The 17611-nt window shown below is 34.0% G+C and carries 19 protein-coding genes and 1 other annotated feature; of the genes, 9 read left to right on the top strand and 10 right to left on the bottom strand.

The genetic code is table 11. The annotated features are described in order from the left end of the window. Positions 1-30: 30 nt before the first annotated feature. Positions 31-369, top strand: coding sequence for a DUF3922 domain-containing protein (locus tag AC22L0_RS03650; protein WP_002061028.1), 339 nt, complete (start codon positions 31-33; stop codon positions 367-369). A 25-nt stretch (positions 370-394) separates the two neighbouring features. On the opposite strand, the gene brnQ3 is transcribed toward AC22L0_RS03650, so the two are convergent. Beyond that, positions 395-1750 (bottom strand): branched-chain amino acid transport system II carrier protein BrnQ3, encoded by a 1356-nt coding sequence (gene brnQ3, locus AC22L0_RS03655; RefSeq protein WP_001099140.1) that lies wholly within the window; start codon positions 1748-1750, stop codon positions 395-397. Between the two features lie 56 nt (positions 1751-1806). After that, positions 1807-2065, bottom strand: a binding site (T-box leader). 272 nt (positions 2066-2337) lie between these two features. Between brnQ3 and AC22L0_RS03660 the strand changes: the two genes are divergently transcribed. Beyond that, positions 2338-2547 (top strand): hypothetical protein, encoded by a 210-nt coding sequence (locus AC22L0_RS03660; RefSeq protein ID WP_000880630.1) that lies wholly within the window; start codon positions 2338-2340, stop codon positions 2545-2547. 40 nt (positions 2548-2587) lie between these two features. Here the strand turns inward: AC22L0_RS03660 and AC22L0_RS03665 are convergent, their stop codons facing one another. Beyond that, positions 2588-3364 (bottom strand): class I SAM-dependent methyltransferase, encoded by a 777-nt coding sequence (locus tag AC22L0_RS03665; protein ID WP_000026286.1) that lies wholly within the window; start codon positions 3362-3364, stop codon positions 2588-2590. A 108-nt stretch (positions 3365-3472) separates the two neighbouring features. Here AC22L0_RS03665 and AC22L0_RS03670 point away from each other — a divergent pair, with 108 nt between their 5' ends. Further along, complete coding sequence (locus AC22L0_RS03670; RefSeq protein ID WP_000677064.1) at positions 3473-4327, top strand: YhfM domain-containing protein; 855 nt, start codon at positions 3473-3475, stop codon at positions 4325-4327. A 107-nt stretch (positions 4328-4434) separates the two neighbouring features. Here the strand turns inward: AC22L0_RS03670 and AC22L0_RS03675 are convergent, their stop codons facing one another. Further along, positions 4435-4632: a hypothetical protein gene (locus AC22L0_RS03675; RefSeq protein WP_001053356.1), complete on the bottom strand. Its 198-nt coding sequence runs from the start codon at positions 4630-4632 to the stop codon at positions 4435-4437. A 151-nt stretch (positions 4633-4783) separates the two neighbouring features. Between AC22L0_RS03675 and AC22L0_RS03680 the strand changes: the two genes are divergently transcribed. The 3 genes from AC22L0_RS03680 (at position 4784) to hmpA (ending at position 7882) form a co-directional block, all read left to right on the top strand. Beyond that, complete coding sequence (locus tag AC22L0_RS03680) at positions 4784-5881, top strand: site-2 protease family protein (RefSeq protein ID WP_000794491.1); 1098 nt, start codon at positions 4784-4786, stop codon at positions 5879-5881. 114 nt (positions 5882-5995) lie between these two features. After that, positions 5996-6514 carry a hypothetical protein gene (locus AC22L0_RS03685; RefSeq protein WP_000735526.1) on the top strand — a complete coding sequence of 173 codons (519 nt, stop codon included), beginning with the start codon at positions 5996-5998 and terminating at the stop codon, positions 6512-6514. 159 nt (positions 6515-6673) lie between these two features. After that, entirely contained in the window at positions 6674-7882 is a 1209-nt protein-coding gene (hmpA, locus tag AC22L0_RS03690) for an NO-inducible flavohemoprotein (RefSeq protein WP_000947317.1), read from the top strand. Positions 7883-7899: 17 nt separating this feature from the next. On the opposite strand, the gene AC22L0_RS03695 is transcribed toward hmpA, so the two are convergent. Continuing rightward, positions 7900-8412 carry a Crp/Fnr family transcriptional regulator gene (locus tag AC22L0_RS03695; RefSeq protein WP_000600581.1) on the bottom strand — a complete coding sequence of 171 codons (513 nt, stop codon included), beginning with the start codon at positions 8410-8412 and terminating at the stop codon, positions 7900-7902. Positions 8413-8582: 170 nt separating this feature from the next. Here AC22L0_RS03695 and AC22L0_RS03700 point away from each other — a divergent pair, with 170 nt between their 5' ends. Then, positions 8583-8810: a hypothetical protein gene (locus tag AC22L0_RS03700; RefSeq protein WP_000883009.1), complete on the top strand. Its 228-nt coding sequence runs from the start codon at positions 8583-8585 to the stop codon at positions 8808-8810. 293 nt (positions 8811-9103) lie between these two features. On the opposite strand, the gene AC22L0_RS03705 is transcribed toward AC22L0_RS03700, so the two are convergent. The 3 genes from AC22L0_RS03705 to AC22L0_RS03715 form a co-directional block, all read right to left on the bottom strand. Then, a complete protein-coding gene (locus tag AC22L0_RS03705) occupies positions 9104-9904 on the bottom strand; it encodes a sulfite exporter TauE/SafE family protein (RefSeq protein ID WP_000455762.1) in 801 nt (266 codons plus the stop codon). A gap of 117 nt (positions 9905-10021) precedes the next feature. Then, positions 10022-11020 (bottom strand): inorganic phosphate transporter, encoded by a 999-nt coding sequence (locus tag AC22L0_RS03710; protein ID WP_000380273.1) that lies wholly within the window; start codon positions 11018-11020, stop codon positions 10022-10024. A gap of 11 nt (positions 11021-11031) precedes the next feature. After that, positions 11032-11652 (bottom strand): DUF47 domain-containing protein, encoded by a 621-nt coding sequence (locus tag AC22L0_RS03715; protein WP_000231449.1) that lies wholly within the window; start codon positions 11650-11652, stop codon positions 11032-11034. 311 nt (positions 11653-11963) lie between these two features. Here AC22L0_RS03715 and AC22L0_RS03720 point away from each other — a divergent pair, with 311 nt between their 5' ends. Next, on the top strand, positions 11964-14006 hold the full coding sequence (locus AC22L0_RS03720) for a transglycosylase domain-containing protein (RefSeq protein ID WP_097997920.1): 2043 nt from the start codon (positions 11964-11966) through the stop codon (positions 14004-14006). A 95-nt stretch (positions 14007-14101) separates the two neighbouring features. On the opposite strand, the gene AC22L0_RS03725 is transcribed toward AC22L0_RS03720, so the two are convergent. The 3 genes from AC22L0_RS03725 to AC22L0_RS03735 all read right to left on the bottom strand — a co-directional run bounded on the left by AC22L0_RS03725 (position 14102) and on the right by AC22L0_RS03735 (position 16519). After that, positions 14102-14530 carry a hypothetical protein gene (locus tag AC22L0_RS03725; protein WP_001265577.1) on the bottom strand — a complete coding sequence of 143 codons (429 nt, stop codon included), beginning with the start codon at positions 14528-14530 and terminating at the stop codon, positions 14102-14104. Between the two features lie 216 nt (positions 14531-14746). Continuing rightward, positions 14747-15022, bottom strand: coding sequence for a hypothetical protein (locus AC22L0_RS03730; protein WP_142340561.1), 276 nt, complete (start codon positions 15020-15022; stop codon positions 14747-14749). Between the two features lie 225 nt (positions 15023-15247). Continuing rightward, entirely contained in the window at positions 15248-16519 is a 1272-nt protein-coding gene (locus tag AC22L0_RS03735; protein WP_487272147.1) for an ATP-binding protein, read from the bottom strand. A gap of 138 nt (positions 16520-16657) precedes the next feature. On the opposite strand from AC22L0_RS03735, the gene AC22L0_RS03740 reads away from it, so the two are divergent. Then, positions 16658-17503 carry a DUF72 domain-containing protein gene (locus tag AC22L0_RS03740; protein ID WP_000897354.1) on the top strand — a complete coding sequence of 282 codons (846 nt, stop codon included), beginning with the start codon at positions 16658-16660 and terminating at the stop codon, positions 17501-17503. The last annotated feature ends 108 nt before the right edge of the window (positions 17504-17611 follow it).

Here is a 17611-nt window from a genome sequence, read left to right on the forward strand (position 1 = left end):
ACAATATAGATTTGGCGTTAAAACTATTGAATGTTTTTATTGACGATAAATAATGTAAGCGTTATCATTGAGGTGTTAACAGTACATATAAAGGGGAGAATGTATATGTTAGTTCAAACTATATTCGGAATGGATAAGTCTAAAAAATTAGGGGATTATGTGAACGCATTACAAGCGCTTTGTGAACAATATAATGTTGAAACAGATAAAATTGCGATTATTGAGGCTACAGAGGAATACTATTTATTTTTAGTAAAGCAAGAAGAGCACTATGATGTTGTCAAGGTAGAAACAGTTGATACGAATATTGAATATTATACGAAGGCTTATAAAATAAGCAGTTTTAATCATACTGCGTATCAAATGTAAAAAAACTCCCTTTTGGGAGTTTTTTTTAGGAGGCTTTTACTTCGTGAGATTCGGTTACTAATGGAACTTTTTTCGTACCGCTTAACTTAGCCATTGCAAGACCAATAAGAGCTCCTGCTAATGCTGGTATTAGCCAGCCGATTCCTTCATTATATAAAGGGATAAATTCAAAATATGGTGTGATAAATGAAACTGAAATACCACCTTGTTTTAATCCATCAAATACGCTCACTACAGCTGCTCCAATTAAAGCACCTACATAAACAGAGCGATATCCACCGAAGTATTTATGAAGTAATGATAGTAGTACGAGTACAATCGCAATTGGATACACAACAAGTAGAATTGGAACAGAGATTGCGATAATTTTCGTTAAACCTAAGTTGGCAACTAGTAATCCTAATGCGCAAATGATACTCGCGAACGTTTTGTATGAAAATGTAGTCAATAATGTTGAAAAATATTGGCTGCACGCAGATACGAGTCCAACGCATGTCGTTAAACAAGCGAGTGTAACGATAAGAGATAATAGGAGCAAACCGTATGGACCGAATAATTGTTGTACGATAACAGTAAGTAGCTGTCCGCCATTTTTTGCATATCCGAGCGAGACGCTAGTTGCCCCAAGCCAGCCGAGTGCACCGTATACAAGTACGAGCCCTGTAGCGGCAATAAGCCCTGCTTTTGCTGTGGCGATGGCAATGGACTTACGATCATTCACACCTTTAGAGCGAATTGCATTTACAACGATAATTCCGAATGCAAGTGCTGAAATAGTGTCCATTGTTAAGTAGCCTTCCATAAAGCCTTTGAAGATTGGAGAAGTTTGATACTCTTGCATTGCTGGTCCTGATTGCCCAAGTGGTGTAAATACACTTTTAACAAACAATAAGAAAATAGAGAGTAATAAAATAGGTGTTAATACATTTCCAATACGATCAACAAGTTTAGATGGATTCAAACTCAGCCAAAATACGATAGTAAAGAAGATGATTGTATATACAAATAGCACTAGGCTGCTAGAGCGGATTGTTTCTGGTAAGAAAGAACTAACACCCATTTCATAAGCGACATTTGCAACACGTGGGATGCCCATAGATGGACCGATAGCAATGTATACAATTACTGTAAAGAAAATTCCGAATAATGGATGAACATGACTTGCAAGTTGCTGCATTCCATTTCCAGATAGAGAAATTGCGATAACAGTTAGTAGTGGTAAGCCAACTCCTGTTAGTAAAAATCCAATCATTGCTGGCCAAAAGTTTTCACCTGCATTTTGGCCAAGCATGGGAGGGAAAATTAAATTACCTGCCCCAAAAAATAAAGAAAATAGCATAAGACCCGTGAAAAAAATATGTTTTTTTGATACAGTGTTCATTGTTTTTCCTCCTTTTTTAAATTCATTTGTAAGAACACAAAAAACTCGTCCCTAAAGAAAGGGACGAGTTATATTTACCCGCGATACCACCCTAATTTACACATGTAGAAATAAATCTATATGTATACGGCTTTGCAACGTACAACATGATACGTGTTCCTTGTAACGGGGGACGGCCGGTAAGAACTTACTGTAACATTCGGTTCTACTTCTCGGAGATGATTTTCGGTTACGCGCTGAACGTTGGCTTTCAGCAAATCGCCAACTCTCTGGGGAACAGTTCTATAACGTACTCGTTCTCGTCAATGAATTTTTATTCAAGTATTCTGACAGTATTGTTGCATGTTTTTTTTAGAAAGTCAATATGTTTTTTGAAAGATATATTTATATACGGAAATATCGAAAGTGATATTCGTTGTTGTAAAGGAAATGATGAATTGTAAAATGGGAGTGAAAATTTGCGGAGAATTGTAAATTTTATAGAGAAAATTGATATTTATAGGAGTGAAGAAGGGATTGTTTGAATTTATAGAGAATAATACAACAATCCACTTGCTGGAAAGAACAAACCAAAAGAGGTGACTGAAATGCTTGCGATGGGAGTATTATTTGGCATTATTGCTATAATTGGTTTTATGTGGTTATATTATTCGCGTTCGTTTAAACAAGCAGAAGTTTTACTCTTTCAAAAAGGTAGTTTGTTGACAAATCAGTCTAGATATTTAGTATGTCCGAAGTGTGGAAGTGCACAGGCCAGAAGTGGAGGATATCAAGAGTGTTGCAAAATTAGATTATGAAAGAAAGGAAGCCTCACATTATTTTGTGAGGCTTCCTTCCTTACAACTTCATGGCGCTCCAAATTGTCCATCGATCTCTTTCAATAATAGGAGAGACGTTTTGTAATGCGGTCTGTATATGTTGTAGAAGTTGAGAAAGTTCATCATCTGTTAACTCATATAGAATGGATCGACCTGTTCGAGGAGATAAATCTTGCAATAATGTTTCTACAGAATCATGTATTTTTCGTATTTCCCATTGTGTTTGTGTGGGAAGTACATGAAGAGAATGTTTTTGTAATTCTGTCTGTATAGTGTTGGTTTTTGGACGTCTTTTTGACTCTATTTCAATAAGTTTTGGAAATAAAGAGAAAAAATATCCGCGAATGTGTTCGGGACTTCCTGGAATTGTACAATCTTCAATTGTTCGATCTTGTAAAATAAGTACACCGTTTTTATTTAATATACGAGAAGCTTCACGTAAAAATGTAGGAATGTCTTGTAAATGATGAATAACTGCACGCGAAATAACAATGTCGAATGTTTCATTAGGGTATGGGATATTATGTGCATCACCGTGGATGAATGAAATGTTTGAAAAGTTGTTACAATTTTCTTTTGCAGCTTGTAATATTTCTTTTGAAAAATCAAGTCCCACAACATTATTGGCTCCCATAAGAGCGAGTTCTTTCGTATAAATCCCACCACCACAGCCGATATCAATTATTTGCTTGTTTTGTATTTCTGTAATGTTTTTTACCATTTCAGCCCAAGAAATATGAGCGTTTCTTGTTGCATATGTGTACTTATTATTTTCATCATGAAAATTAATGGACATGATAAAGACCTCCTTTCAATGATTAGTATAGCGTATTTAATAGGATGTCACGTTTTTGTTTTATGTATGAAGATTATAAGGATTTCTTATCGTAAGAGGAGGATTAATTTGAAAGGGAAATATGTATTGGTGTTGTTGTTTGTTATGTTACTAGCAGCTTGTGGTCAAGTTGAACCGAAAAAAGAAACAAAAAAAGTAGAAGAGACGGTGAATGAAGTGAAAGAAACAATAGGGGTAACCGTTATACAAAAAAAACATAAAGAGAAAAAGTTGCAGGAATCAGAAGCGAAGTTAGTAATAGACATTTTGAATAAAGCTGAGAAACAAGAAATAACAGGAAGCTTCGGTGAACCTGAATATGAAATACAAATTAGTAGAGATGGGAAAAAAGAAACTTATTATGCATGGTTAAGGGGAGAAGATAGACGAGGATGGGTGCAATATAAGAAAGCTATGTATATGTTGAATGAAAAAGATACGGAAAAGCTTTTGGATATATTTCCAAATGTCTCAGAACAAAAAGAAGATGAGATGCAGGTAAGCCCTTTAACGGAAGTAACAAAAAAAGATTTGCAGATTACCGCGTTTCATATTAAAACAGGCGATCAAAACGTGAATTATACGGTACGGTATACGATTTCACAATCACTATACAATAAGTTAGTGAAGGAGCAAGAATATTATTTGCAACTCAATTTTCCAGAAAAAGTTCAAAAATTAATTGGAGCAAAAGAGAGTGAAATGATTTTAGGTGAAAAAGTAAAGGAAGGGTATAAGCAATATGAATTACATGCTACTGTTCCGATAAAAAGCGCTTCAGAATCACAATTAAAATCATTAGAAACATATTACGAAAGTTATGATTTGAAAATATTAAACAGTAAAAAAGAAAAAATAGGTGTGTTTCAAAATATAATTCAGATTGTTAAAGATTATGGTGAAAAAATGAATTTTCAAAGATAAAGTGAGACTTTAATTAGCCCTTACGGATTGGAATGAATATAAACTCGTCAAATCTATATGACCTTTCCTAGGAAATGATAATAGAGAGGGGAAAGCACCCCTCTCTATTACTTTGCTTTTGCAGATGGCTCATTCATTGATTTTCGTGTAATAAGAAAAGAAATCATAAGAGCGGAAAGGATGACAAGGGCAATAAATACGTGATTGGGCAACAAATCTAATAATAATACGTAACTAACGGTATAAAAAATAAGAGTTGAAGCTAAAAACGATAGAGCACCTATTATAAGAGATTGTAAATTCATTTTTGTACACCTCCTTTTATTTATATTTTTGGCTGAAAATGGATTATATAAACATTATTTCTAACAATAGAAAAAAATATGTCATAATAGAGAAAAGAACAAGCTTTAATGAATGAATATGATTCATTAATGAGAGATAAAGGAGAGGAATATGAAAAATAATAAAAAAGGATTATGGGGAATTATTGTTGCGATAGGTCTATTTTTACTGTCTAAGTTAAAGTGGGTATTTGCAATTTTTAAATTAGCAAAGTTTTCAACGGTATTTAGTATGTTTCTATCGCTTGGCGCATACGCAGTTCTATATGGTTGGAAATTTGGAGTGGCGCTCATTTATTTGTTGTTTGTTCATGAAATGGGCCATTTATGGGCTGCGAAAAGAAAGGGGATCCCAACATCGCCAGCAATCTTTATTCCATTTATGGGGGCCCTTATTGGAATGAAAGAGATGCCGAAAAATGCGAAAGATGAAGCTTACATTGCCTATATGGGTCCGCTTTTCGGACTTCTGTCATTTTTACCCGCGATACCGCTTTATATAATGACGAAAGAGCCATTTTGGGCGCTTGTTATTTTGCTTGGAAGTATGATTAATTTCTTTAATTTAATTCCCGTTTCGCCGCTAGATGGTGGGCGAATTATTTCAGTTGTCAGTACTAAAATTTGGGGAGCAGGCCTTATTTTATTACTTGGCTATTCAATTTACTTTAAAAGTATTTTGGGAGGATTTATTGTTATTATCGGTTGTATGGAGTTATATAGAGTAATAAAGAGAGATGAGCCGATTAAGGAATTAGGGCATAAAATTGATGGGATGAAAGAATATGTTACTAGGCTTGAAGAGGAATTAAAAGAAACGGGTGCTGTACATCGGACTATATACGTGATGCATCATGAGATGAATGCATTAAGACAAAGAGAACGGGAAAAAGAGTTACAAATAGGTGAACTTCAAAAAATGGAAGTGTTAGAGTATCTTTTACCGAAGTTCGAACCGTTAGATTATGTTCCATATGAAGATGAAAAAGATGAGTATACAATTCACATAAGGGAAGCATTTGAAGCGTCAGAAAGAAAATTAAATGAATGGAAAACAGAAAAGGAACAACAAGAAAACTATTATAAAGTGGATGCGAAAACGAAATGGACAGTATTTGCTTGTTATATTGGATTAATGGCTATACTCGGTTACACAGCTTATGAAGGATATATTGTTTTACAAGAACATTTGCCAACGAGAAATGTATAGAAAAATATTGTCGAAATGATAGGAAGAATTTATACAGGAATTATATTTCTACGAGAGAAAGTTACAAGTATAGTCATACATTGTAATATTTTTAGTAGAGAAGGAGTTCTGTATATGAAGAAATTGTTAAGTGTATTCGGGATTATTATCGTGATGATCATTGCAAGCTATAGTCTTATGAAAGTGCTGTTACATTATGCGAATAAGCCTGCTGAGGTAAATACAATAGCTCAAATAGAAGATGTGCAAGAAGAGACAAAAGTGCTAAATTTTATTCGAATGACACATGAAAGCTATAATAATTTCTTAAATTACGGTAAAGCAGAGAATTATACAGACGGGGATTGGAATCAATTTAAGCAATGGTTTCAACAACAAGAATCATCGTTAAAAAATATACATACAGAAATAAAGAATGAAAAAATAAAACGTGATGTAAATAGAAGCTATGAAATTGTAAAAAAAGGTGTGGAACTTCAAAATATTGAGTATGTAGTGTATGCCCACCGTGTATATCATGACTTGGATATTATCGTAAATAAATATAGAGGTGAAACGAATATCTGGGGATATACGGAGTTTGGCGATGGGAAAGATATAAAAGTAATTGAACAAGCTATACAAACAAAATAATAAGCTAGCTAGAATTCTAGTTAGCTTATTTTCTTTTGTAAATACAATGTTCATATATTATTCACAAAAACACCGTGTTAATAGTGATTAAAATCACAATCTGCATTATAAGATTCAGTTAAACTAAAAACAGTTAAGGAAATAGAGGAGTGGGATACAATGTTAAGTGCAAAAACAATTGAAATCGTAAAGTCAACAGTACCATTATTACAAGAAAAAGGCGTTGAAATTACAACGAGATTTTATGAAATTTTATTTTCGGAACATCCGGAGTTATTGAATATTTTCAACCATACAAATCAGAAAAAGGGAAGACAACAACAAGCGTTAGCGAATGCTGTTTATGCAGCTGCAACGTACATTGATAATTTAGAAGCTATTATTCCAGTTGTAAAACAAATTGGTCATAAGCATAGAAGTTTAGGTATTAAAGCAGAGCATTACCCGATTGTAGGTACATGTTTACTACGTGCCATTAAAGAGATCGCAGGTGCACCTGATGAAGTTTTAAATGCATGGGGAGAAGCATATGGTGTCATTGCTGATGCATTCATTAGCATTGAAGCAGAGATGTATGAAGAAGCTGCACATAAAGAAGGTGGATGGAAAGACTTCCGCAACTTTGTGATTGTTAAAAAAGTGAAGGAAAGCGATGTTATTACGTCATTTTATTTGAAACCTGAAGATGGAGGGAAAGTTTCTTCATTCATCCCAGGTCAATATGTAACGATTCAAATCAATATTGAAGGTGAGACATATACACATAATCGTCAATATAGTTTATCCGATGCTCCTGGGAAAGAATATTATCGTATTAGTGTAAAAAAAGAAAAAGGTGTAGATACACCAGACGGTAAAGTGTCTAATTACTTACATGAACATGTAAAAGAAGGAGATGTTTTACCAGTAAGTGCACCAGCGGGAGATTTCGTGTTAAATATGGATTCAACATTACCAGTTGTACTAATTAGTGGTGGAGTAGGGATTACACCGATGATGAGTATGTTAAATACGTTAATTGAACAAGATTCAAAACGTAATGTATATTTTGTTCATGCAGCAATAAATAGTAATACACATGCAATGAAAGAACACGTTAAGACAGTAGAAAATGAATATGAACAAGTTAAAGCATATACTTGTTATTCTGCACCGACTGAAAAAGATTTAGAAATGAAGAACTTTGATAAAGAAGGTTTCATTGAAAGTGAATGGTTAAAAACTATTATTCCGACAACTGAAGCAGAGTTTTATTTCTGTGGTCCAGTAGCATTTATGAAGCATATAAATGCTGCACTAACTGATTTAAGTGTGAAACAAGAGCATATTCATTATGAATTTTTCGGCCCAGCAACAAGCTTACAATAAGCAAAAAAACGAGGTATTTATTTTACCTCGTTTTTTATTTGTTCTCGTAATAAACGGTTTACTGTTTCACGACGTATACCTATCAGTTGACCAATTTCGGTTTGTGTTAATATTTCATATATAGGAATGTCACCTAAATATAGGGCGAACCATTCTTGTAAACGATGAAGACGTTCTTTCGGAGAGACGGTTGTCAATTGATCAATTCGTTGTTGCATCATTCTTAATTTAGATTGCAATTGCATAGCGATGTTAGCATACGATTCGGGATTTGCTTGAAGTCTCTCGTACCATTCACTATTAGTGATCGGTTCCACTTCTGTTTTTATTAAAGCGATAGCTGTACCGTGATATTCTTTCGGTGAAATTAAAGAATGATGAGGTATCGTTTCACCTGGAACGATAATGTTGAATAAAAATGGTGTTCCGTCTTCTTCTAGCCGAACTACTTTTAATAAGCCTGTTTTTATAAAGTATAAAGGACCGTCCTCGCCTTGACGGAATAGTACATCTCCTTTGTGTAGAATCAATGTTAGCCCCCCATTAATATGTTTCTATTTCTTCTATTTTAGCGTATATGTATATAGACAATATGCTATTTCAACAGCAATTTCATTGACGAAATGTATGCTATTACAGTAGTATACTATTTAGTGTGTAATAGTACTAGCAATGAATACGCTGTAGGGGGTTTAGTATATTGTTAGATGCGATGAGAATGACGGATATGAGAATTCCGGCGAATGCTATCATTCATGTAGAAGAGATGAAAGGTGGAGTCGTTTTATCCGTTGAAGTAGACGGCCAAATTATTTATACGATGGCTTATGATGAAGAAACAGATAGCTATGCTGAATTATATGATCGAAACGATAAGAGGGCGTGCCAAGTACATGAAGACTTCATGGGGTGGTCACTTCTTCATTAAAAAAGATGTCAATATGACATCTTTTTTTATTAAATCGATAGAATATACAAAGAAATGAAATATAAGGATAAAATTTGTAATAATTGATTTTGCATTGTTAGCACTCTGTAACTGCAAGTGAACTATTTTTTCGCTATCATAAAGATAACAGTCGCAGTTATAGGAGTGGTCAACTTGAAGAAAGTACATATTTCAAATTATATGTTATTATGTGTTTGTTTAATTTTATTTGTTCTCCTCGGAGGATTTTTATATTCATGTGTATAAGAAAAACGCATTCTAAAAAGAATACGTTATAAAAGGGAAATAATGATTAATCTAGTTCCAAGAATAATCAACGTAATACGTAATAAATTAATTACGGCGTTACCACTTAGTTTTGTATTAATGTAAGCCCCGATTTTTCCGCCAATCCATGCACCCGGAATCAGGATTAATGCATAAATCCAGCTGACATTTCCAAGTGAGATGTGAGTTGCAGAACTTACAATTGCTGATAGAAATACGATGAACATTGAAGTTGCTACTGCAATATGTGCTGGGAATGCAAAAAGAAGCATCATTGCTGGAACAAGTAAGGCACCGCCACCAATTCCAAATAATCCAGATATAAACCCAACTATAAAGGCGATAAAGATAGCAAGAAACGGTGGGAATTGGTAGTGTACAGTATTTCCATCATTATCTGTAAAAGAACGCTTAATTACAGACGTATTTGAGAGGGAAAGAGGTTTTAATTTGTCTCGAAGCATAAGTAGAATTGAGACGAATATAAGGAAAATCCCAAAGTATAAAGAAAATGTGTCTTGGTTTAAAAATTTATTTGCCCATGATCCGATAATACCACCAGGGCCGCTTCCGATAAATAAAATAAGTCCACTTTTATAATCTACTCGCTTATGCTTCATGTAAGTAAGGGTGGAAGATAGTCCTGTGAAAACGACTGTTACCATAGAAGTCCCTACTGCAAGTTGTGGTGATAAACTGTGTAATCCAATTAATAACGGAACAATAATAATTCCGCCTCCAAGCCCAACTAGGCTGCCGACTGTTCCGGCGATTAGTCCGATGAAAAGTAACATGATGTATTCCAAAATTGCCAACTCCTCTAAATAACTTATCCACCAATTATTATACACGCTTTTTAATGAGAAATAGGCTTGTTCACAAAAAAGTCGTCTTCCTAGAAAAATAAGGAAGACGACTTTTGATTAGAAAACAAAATGTAATAGGTAGTAAAACAGAGCAGCTAAAGAAGCTGAAATAGGAAGTGTAATAACCCATGTAATTAACATGCGTTTTGCAGTTCCCCATTTTACCCCTTTCACACGGTGAGAAGCACCAACCCCTAAAATAGAAGAAGAGATAACGTGCGTCGTACTAACCGGTAAGTGAATGAATGTTGCACCGAAAATAACAAGTGATGATGATAAATCGGCAGCTACACCATTTACAGGACGAATTTTCATAATTTGTCCACCGACAGTTTTAATAATTTTCCATCCGCCGACAGAAGTACCAAGCCCCATTGCGATAGCACAAGATAATTGTACCCAGAACGGGATATCGCTAGAAGTATGATAGTTATTAGCCATAAGAGCCATCGTAATGATTCCCATTGCTTTTTGTGCATCATTCGTACCGTGTGTGTAGGCTTGTAATGCTGCAGTGAAAATCTGGAATATACGGAAGTTCTTATTCGTTTTCGTTAAGTTAAAGTTTTTAAATACTACTTTAAAAATACTGTATACGGTATAACCAATAACGAAAGCGATAATCGGTGAAATGATTAAAGCTTCAATAATTTTAATAAATCCTTTAAGATTTAGCGAGCTAATCCCAGCGGCCGCAATTGCTGCACCTGCGATTGAGCCGATAATTGCATGCGAAGAACTACTTGGAATACCGTAGTACCAAGTAATTAAGTTCCAAGCTATCGCCGCAAGCAAAGCAGCTAAAATTACAAGAGAACCATTTTGTAAGGCGAATGGATCAACGATATCTTTTGTAATCGTTTTTGCTACACCTGTAAATGTCATTGCGCCCAAAAAGTTCATAATAGCCGCCATAATAATGGCATGTCTAGGCTTTAGAGCTTTCGTTGAAACAGCCGTTGCAATAGCGTTTGCTGTATCGTGAAATCCATTGATAAAGTCAAAAGCTAAAGCGCAAATGACTACTAAAACGGTCAGTATCAAGAGTGTATCCATGATCAAACTCCTTACGCGTTCTTCATAATAATTGTTTCTAATACGTTTGCAACGCTTTGACAGCTATCAGCTACTTCTTCAAGCTCTTCGTAAATCTCTTTAAATTGAATAATCTTAATCGGATCTTTTTCACGAGAGAATAAGTTCTTAATTGCATGACGGCGAATATCATCACACTGTGATTCATAATCCTTAATCTTAATCGCATTTGTACGAATGTCGACTAATTTTTTGTTAGACATTAATTCAACAGAGTTTGCAATCTCAATCGCACATTGATTAATTGCTTCTACGAATTTAATCATGTATTCATCTGCTTCTGTAATAGAATACATTTCGAACAGACCAGCACTGTGATCTAATCCGTCTAATACATCATCCATACTCATTGCAAGTTGTAGGATGTCCTCACGTTCAATCGGAGTGATAAACGCTTTGTTTAACTCCATAATGATTTCGTGAATAAATGAGTCACCTTTTGACTCATACTCTTTCATGCGCATAGAAAACTCTTTTAAATCGCTAGCATTTTTAATTTTATACTCCACGAAAAACTGCGCGCCTTCTTTTAAATTTTCGGAAACATTCATTAACATTTCAGAAAATTTATCTTTTTTTGATTTAAAGACCATTATTGTTACCCCCACAAAAGTAATATATGTAAAATATATTGGCTAATCAATTCTAACAAAAAACTGTCGTTTTTTAAAACATTTTATCGAAAAGTTTACAAAAACTTAACATAACTCTCGTTGTTCTATTAATAATATTAATATCCAATAGTGAATATCTTACTTGTAGAATGTCCTTTTCTTGCAAAAAGTATGAATGTAAAAGAAAAGCTTTACACTATAGGAATGACTACGTTATTATAATAAATTTAAAAGGCGGTATATTCTTCCTTTTAAAAAGAAGAGTGTAAATAAATGAAGGAAGTGAACGAATGAAATTGAAGAACACTCATTTTAAAAAAATGCTTGAGTGGTTCAATAAGAGGAAGAAACTTCGTAATTCATTAATTGTATTGGGAAGTGTATTCGTTACTCTATTTATTGCTGTAAATATAATAATTTCCATTCAAGACATATCTGAACTAAAACAAGCTGTTCCACAACCGACTTTAATTTATGATGCAAATAATGAGGTCGCAACTAAATTAGCTTCTTCGAAAACAGAAGGCGTTAAAAGAAAAGATATTCCTGATATTATGGTTCAGGCAATTGTTGCAGTAGAAGATAAGGAATTTTTTAACCATCATGGTATTTATTATAGTGGAATTATAAGTGCGGTTTTTAAAAATATTACAGCAGGAGAAGTTGTAGCTGGGGGAAGTACAATTACACAGCAGCTTGCGAAGAATGTATTTCTGACACAAGATCGTACATTTTCTCGTAAAATAAAGGAATACTTTTTAACAAAAAAAATAGAACGTACTTATACAAAAGATGAAATTATTGAAATGTATATGAATCAAATTTATTTTGGGGAAGGTGCTTGGGGTATAAAAAGGGCAGCAAAATCTTATTTTGATAAAGATGTAAAAGATTTAACAATTTCAGAAGCTGCAACGATTGCAGGCTTGATTAAAGCACCATCTGCATATTCACCTTATAAAAACTTTAACAAGTCAATTGAAAGACGTAATGTCGTATTAAGCTTAATGAAAGAGCAAGGGTATATTTCTGACGAACAGTATAATAAAGAAAAAGAGAGTGGTCTTGTATTAAAACGTGGTGTGGATGATAAATACAAGGGAAAATATTCTCAATATGTAGACTATATTGTTAGAGAAGCGATGGACAAATACGAATTGACACAAAATGAAATTTTAGCAGGTGGTTATCGTATTTATACTGAGCTTGATCCGAAAAAACAACAAGCTGTAGAAGATGTTGTGAATAATGATAGCTATTTCAAAGATAGTGGCTCAGATCAACTTATGCAAACAGGTGTAGTCCTTATAAATCCCAAAACAGGCGGTGTTCCAGCTTTAGTTGGGGGTAGAGGACCATATCAGTTTTTACAATTTAATCATGCTACGCAATTAAAAAGACAGCCAGGTTCAACATTAAAGCCTCTAGCTGTATATGTACCCGCTTTAGAACAAGGGTATGAAGTATACGATATATTAAAGGATGAACCATTTCATATTAAAGAATATGAACCGAAAAATAGTGATCAGGCTTTTCATGGTAATGTGACAATGTATGAAGCGGTAGCAAAGTCGTATAATGTTTCCGCTGTGTGGCTATTAGAACAAATAGGATTAGATAAAGGATTGAAATCTTTAGAGCGATTTGGTATTCCATTAGTACCAGAAGACCGTACGTATCCAATTGCTTTAGGTGGGATGCATGTAGGGACATCACCATTTGTAATGGCTCAAGCATATAGTACATTTGCTAATGATGGGGTTCAAGTAGAGGCTCATGCAATTAGAGAAGTTCAAAATGCTGAAGGGGAAATAATAGGGAAATGGTATAAGAAAGAGACACGAGTGACGAGTGAGAAAATTGCTCAAAAGATGACGTATTTATTAAAAGGTGTTGTAGAAAAGGGAACAGGTGGAAAAGCGAAAGTTACTAATGTTGATACAGCAGGAAAGACAGGGACTACTCAACTTGTAAATGGCCCGAGCGTAGGGGCAAAGGACTCGTGGTTTGTAGGATACACACCAGATTTAGTAGGTGCGATTTGGGTAGGATATGACAAAACAGATAGCGAGCATTATGTTCCAGGTGGTAGTCAAATTACAACGACGATGTTCCGGGATATCATGAAAAAAGCAAATGCAAACCCAGCCCAAAAAGCGTTCCAATTATCGTTAATATCTGAGGCGGACTATAAAAAACAATTGCAAACAATTGAAGAAGAAAAGCGAAGAAAAGAAGAAGAGAAGAGAAGGAAAGAAGAGGAACAACAAAGAAAAAAAGAGCAACAAGAGTGGATTGATAAAGTGAAAGAATGGATTCCTTCATTTTGGTAAAAGAAAGAGGCGAATAATGAAATTCGCCTCTTTTTTGTATGAAAAACAAAATGAAACTTTAAACGATTGAAATTATCCCTTCTCCGTACTAGTTACTACTCGTTAAGTATAATGTTCGTATTGCCAAAGGATTGAGAATCGTATGTGACAATTATTTTTCCTTTACTAATAGGTTCGTAAGGTAATTCTTCTTCGTAATTACCATTATTTTCATTGTGGATAGAAAGTGTAATTTCATCGATTTTTTTATTTGTATACTGATCTTTAATCGTTTCAGCAATTTGAAGTAACGCTTCGGAACTAGAAGCTTTCGTAATAAGCATTCCCGTTATAACTTTCTTTTCATTTTTTGTTGCATTGGAATAAGGGATGTTGCTTTGTTTCGTATACAAAATTTTGTATGGAACAGTTTTTCTATCTGCTTTTGAAATAGTGGAATATTTTAGAGTTAAAAAAAATCCTACACATAAAATAATGCATACCATAAGAGCAATCCAAATGCGTATTAGTGACATAACTCTCATTTTCATCCCTCTTTCATATTTTTGACTTCATTATTTATCATACAAAATGAGGATTAAGATAGAGTAAATTTGAGGTAAAGAAACGTAAAGAAGGAGCACTTATCCTCCCAAACAAGTGCTCCTTTTTATTAAAAGAGAGATTTAATAGACAATCAAAATCACATCTATTACTTATAAATGTGCTTAGTCCTCCCAAAATATTTTCGGAAATTGTGGTTAGTAAATTCGGAAGACAGATAGTGTCGCAGTTGTATCGCCCGCAGGTCCTTGAGCGCCTTGAGCACCAGTAGTCCCCGTAGTTCCTCCGCCTAGGCAACCAAATCCATATTGAACTAGAATAGCTTGACCAAGAGCTTGAAGAAGTCTAACAAATTCTGTAAGTTCTGACTTAGGGATGTTAATATGGTTACATGCTCTTACTTCGCAACAATCATTACCATAAAATACTTTTCCTTTATTTTTATTGTTCATCTTTTCATTCTTTTCTTTCATAGAATCATCAGTCATTACTATATATTAAAATGAAATTTATACTAAATTCGTGATGGACAAACTACCATTTCTAAAAAAAATAAGAAATTGGCCCACCTACGAAAGAAATAAGTAAGATATAGAGAAAGGTTTATATAATGTAAAGAAGAAAAGTGCAACATAAAAAACTACATGCTAATTGTTGGGAGTGTTTAACAATTGGCATGTAGTTCGTGGATTAGTCCTTTATTTACATTGATTTAATTTTTCAAGGGTTGTTTTAGGTAAGATTGGAATTGAAATAGTGAAAGTTGTACCATCTTCATTACTAGTCATTTTTAATGTGCCGTTATGATTTTGGATGATTTTTTTTGTTACTGACAAGCCTAGTCCTGTTCCCGAATCCTTCGTTGAGAAGAATGGATCAAAGATATATTCTTGAATAGCTGGAGGAATACCAATTCCATTATCTGTGAAAGTAATCCGAATGAAGTTATTAAGGCGATAACTAGTAATTTGAATAGAAAGAGGTTTGTCGCCTTGAGCATCGACGGCATTTTGAAATAGATTTAAAAACACTTGAACAAGTTCATGTCGATCAATATTGACTAAAATATCATCTAATTCATTAGAGAAGTTATAATCAATTGAAATATTATGCAAGGAAACTTCACTAGCTAGTAACTGTTGAATATAGTCACGTAAAAATGTATTGATGGGAAACGGTTCTCTTGTAAATTCCCGTGTTTTTGAAATGGCTAAAAATTTTGTAATAATATTATTTGCACGATCTAATTCAGGGATAAGCAAGTTTTTAAATAACTCTTTATTTGATGGAGAAATGCTTTCTTGTAAAAATTGTAAGTATCCTCGTACTGTTGTAAGAGGATTTCGTACTTCGTGTGCAATTCCAGCTGCGATTCGCCCTGCTAACGAAAACTTCTCTGCATCACGTTCTGTATTTAAATAATGAAAGACACTAATAACTCTAAAAATCTCCCCGTTATAATCGCGAATAATTCGGTTATTTATAATGCCATAGTTTTTGTCTAAAACTTCTTCATTATATATTTCTGTTCCCGTTTTTAATGTTTCAATTGCTTTAATTTTTTCTTCCGGCAAGTTTAGTAATTGTTGAATCGGTTTTCCGATAATATCATTTCGTATTATACCGAAATCATCTGCAGCAACTTGATTACATAAAGTAATATTCCCTTTACTATCGATAAAGGTTACATGATGTGAAAAGGCATCAAAAATATGTACAAAGTGTTTTTCAAGTTGTTCAAATAAAAATAATGAATCACAAGTAAGTTGAAAATGAGCCTCTTTATTCTCTTTTGGTATTTCTTGAATGGAATGAGTCGTTCTAGCTTTCTTTATTCGTAAACCAATATGTGGATTTTTGTATGTGAAATGATGTGGTAATTGATTCACAAGTTCTTCATAAAAACGTACTTTATTTTCTAGTTCTTCAATTCGTTTTTCATGAGATACAGTAGCATCGTTTGGAAGCATAAATAAATAACCCCTCATTTTAAAAATTCTTCCATATAGTATATCATATTTTTATAAGGATACTCTTAAAGAAAAGGCTACATGATGCAAAGTGTTTGGAAAGTGAATTGAAGATGAAGTTAAAAGGGAGGGGTATATGTGCTGTTTATTGGAGTGACAGGATGGGGAGATCATGATTCTTTATACATAAATCCCTATGAAAATAGAAATAAATTACGAACATATAGCGAGTATTTTCCTATTGTGGAAGTGGATAGTTCATTTTACGCGATGCAACCTGCACGAAATTATATAAAATGGGCAATGGAAACGCCGAAAGATTTTTCCTTTGTCGTAAAAGCGTATCAAGGAATGACAGGACATATGAAAGGTGAAATTCCTTTTTCTACGTTCGATGAGATGTTTGATGTGTATAAACAGTCTATTCTTCCTTTAATAGAAGCTGATAAATTAAAAACAATTTTATTTCAATATCCACCATGGTTTGATTGCAAAAAGAAAAATGTAGATTTTCTTCGATATACGAAAGAAAAAATGGAAGGTTTACCATGTGCAATAGAATTTCGAAATCAAACATGGTTTTATCCAGAAATGAGAGATAAGACGTTACAGTTTCTAGAACAGGAGAAATGGATTCATACAATTTGTGATGAACCACAGGCTGGGATAGGTTCTGTGCCACTCGTGTTAGAGGTTACGAATTCAGACATGGCATTAATACGTTTTCACGGTCGAAATGTTCATGGTTGGCTTGATAAAGGGGAAAATTGGAGAGCGGTTCGCTGTTTATATCGCTACAACAATAAAGAACTGGAAGAATGGGTTGAACGACTAGAGCAATTAAAAAAGAAAACAAAGGATATATACGTACTGTTTAACAACAATTCAGGTGGGGATGCAGCAGATAATGCGAAACAGCTTATGAAAATGATGAACATTACATATGGTGAGCCGAAGCCGGAGCAATTAAATTTTTTTGAATGATAATAAACAAGAAAGGCACTGTACAAACAGGGGGGAATGTACAGTGCCTTTCTATATGAAAAAGAGGGGTAACAATGTTACTGAGCGTTTGGTTGATTCATCAATTGT

Source organism: Bacillus sp. LQ01, from assembly GCF_057624735.1.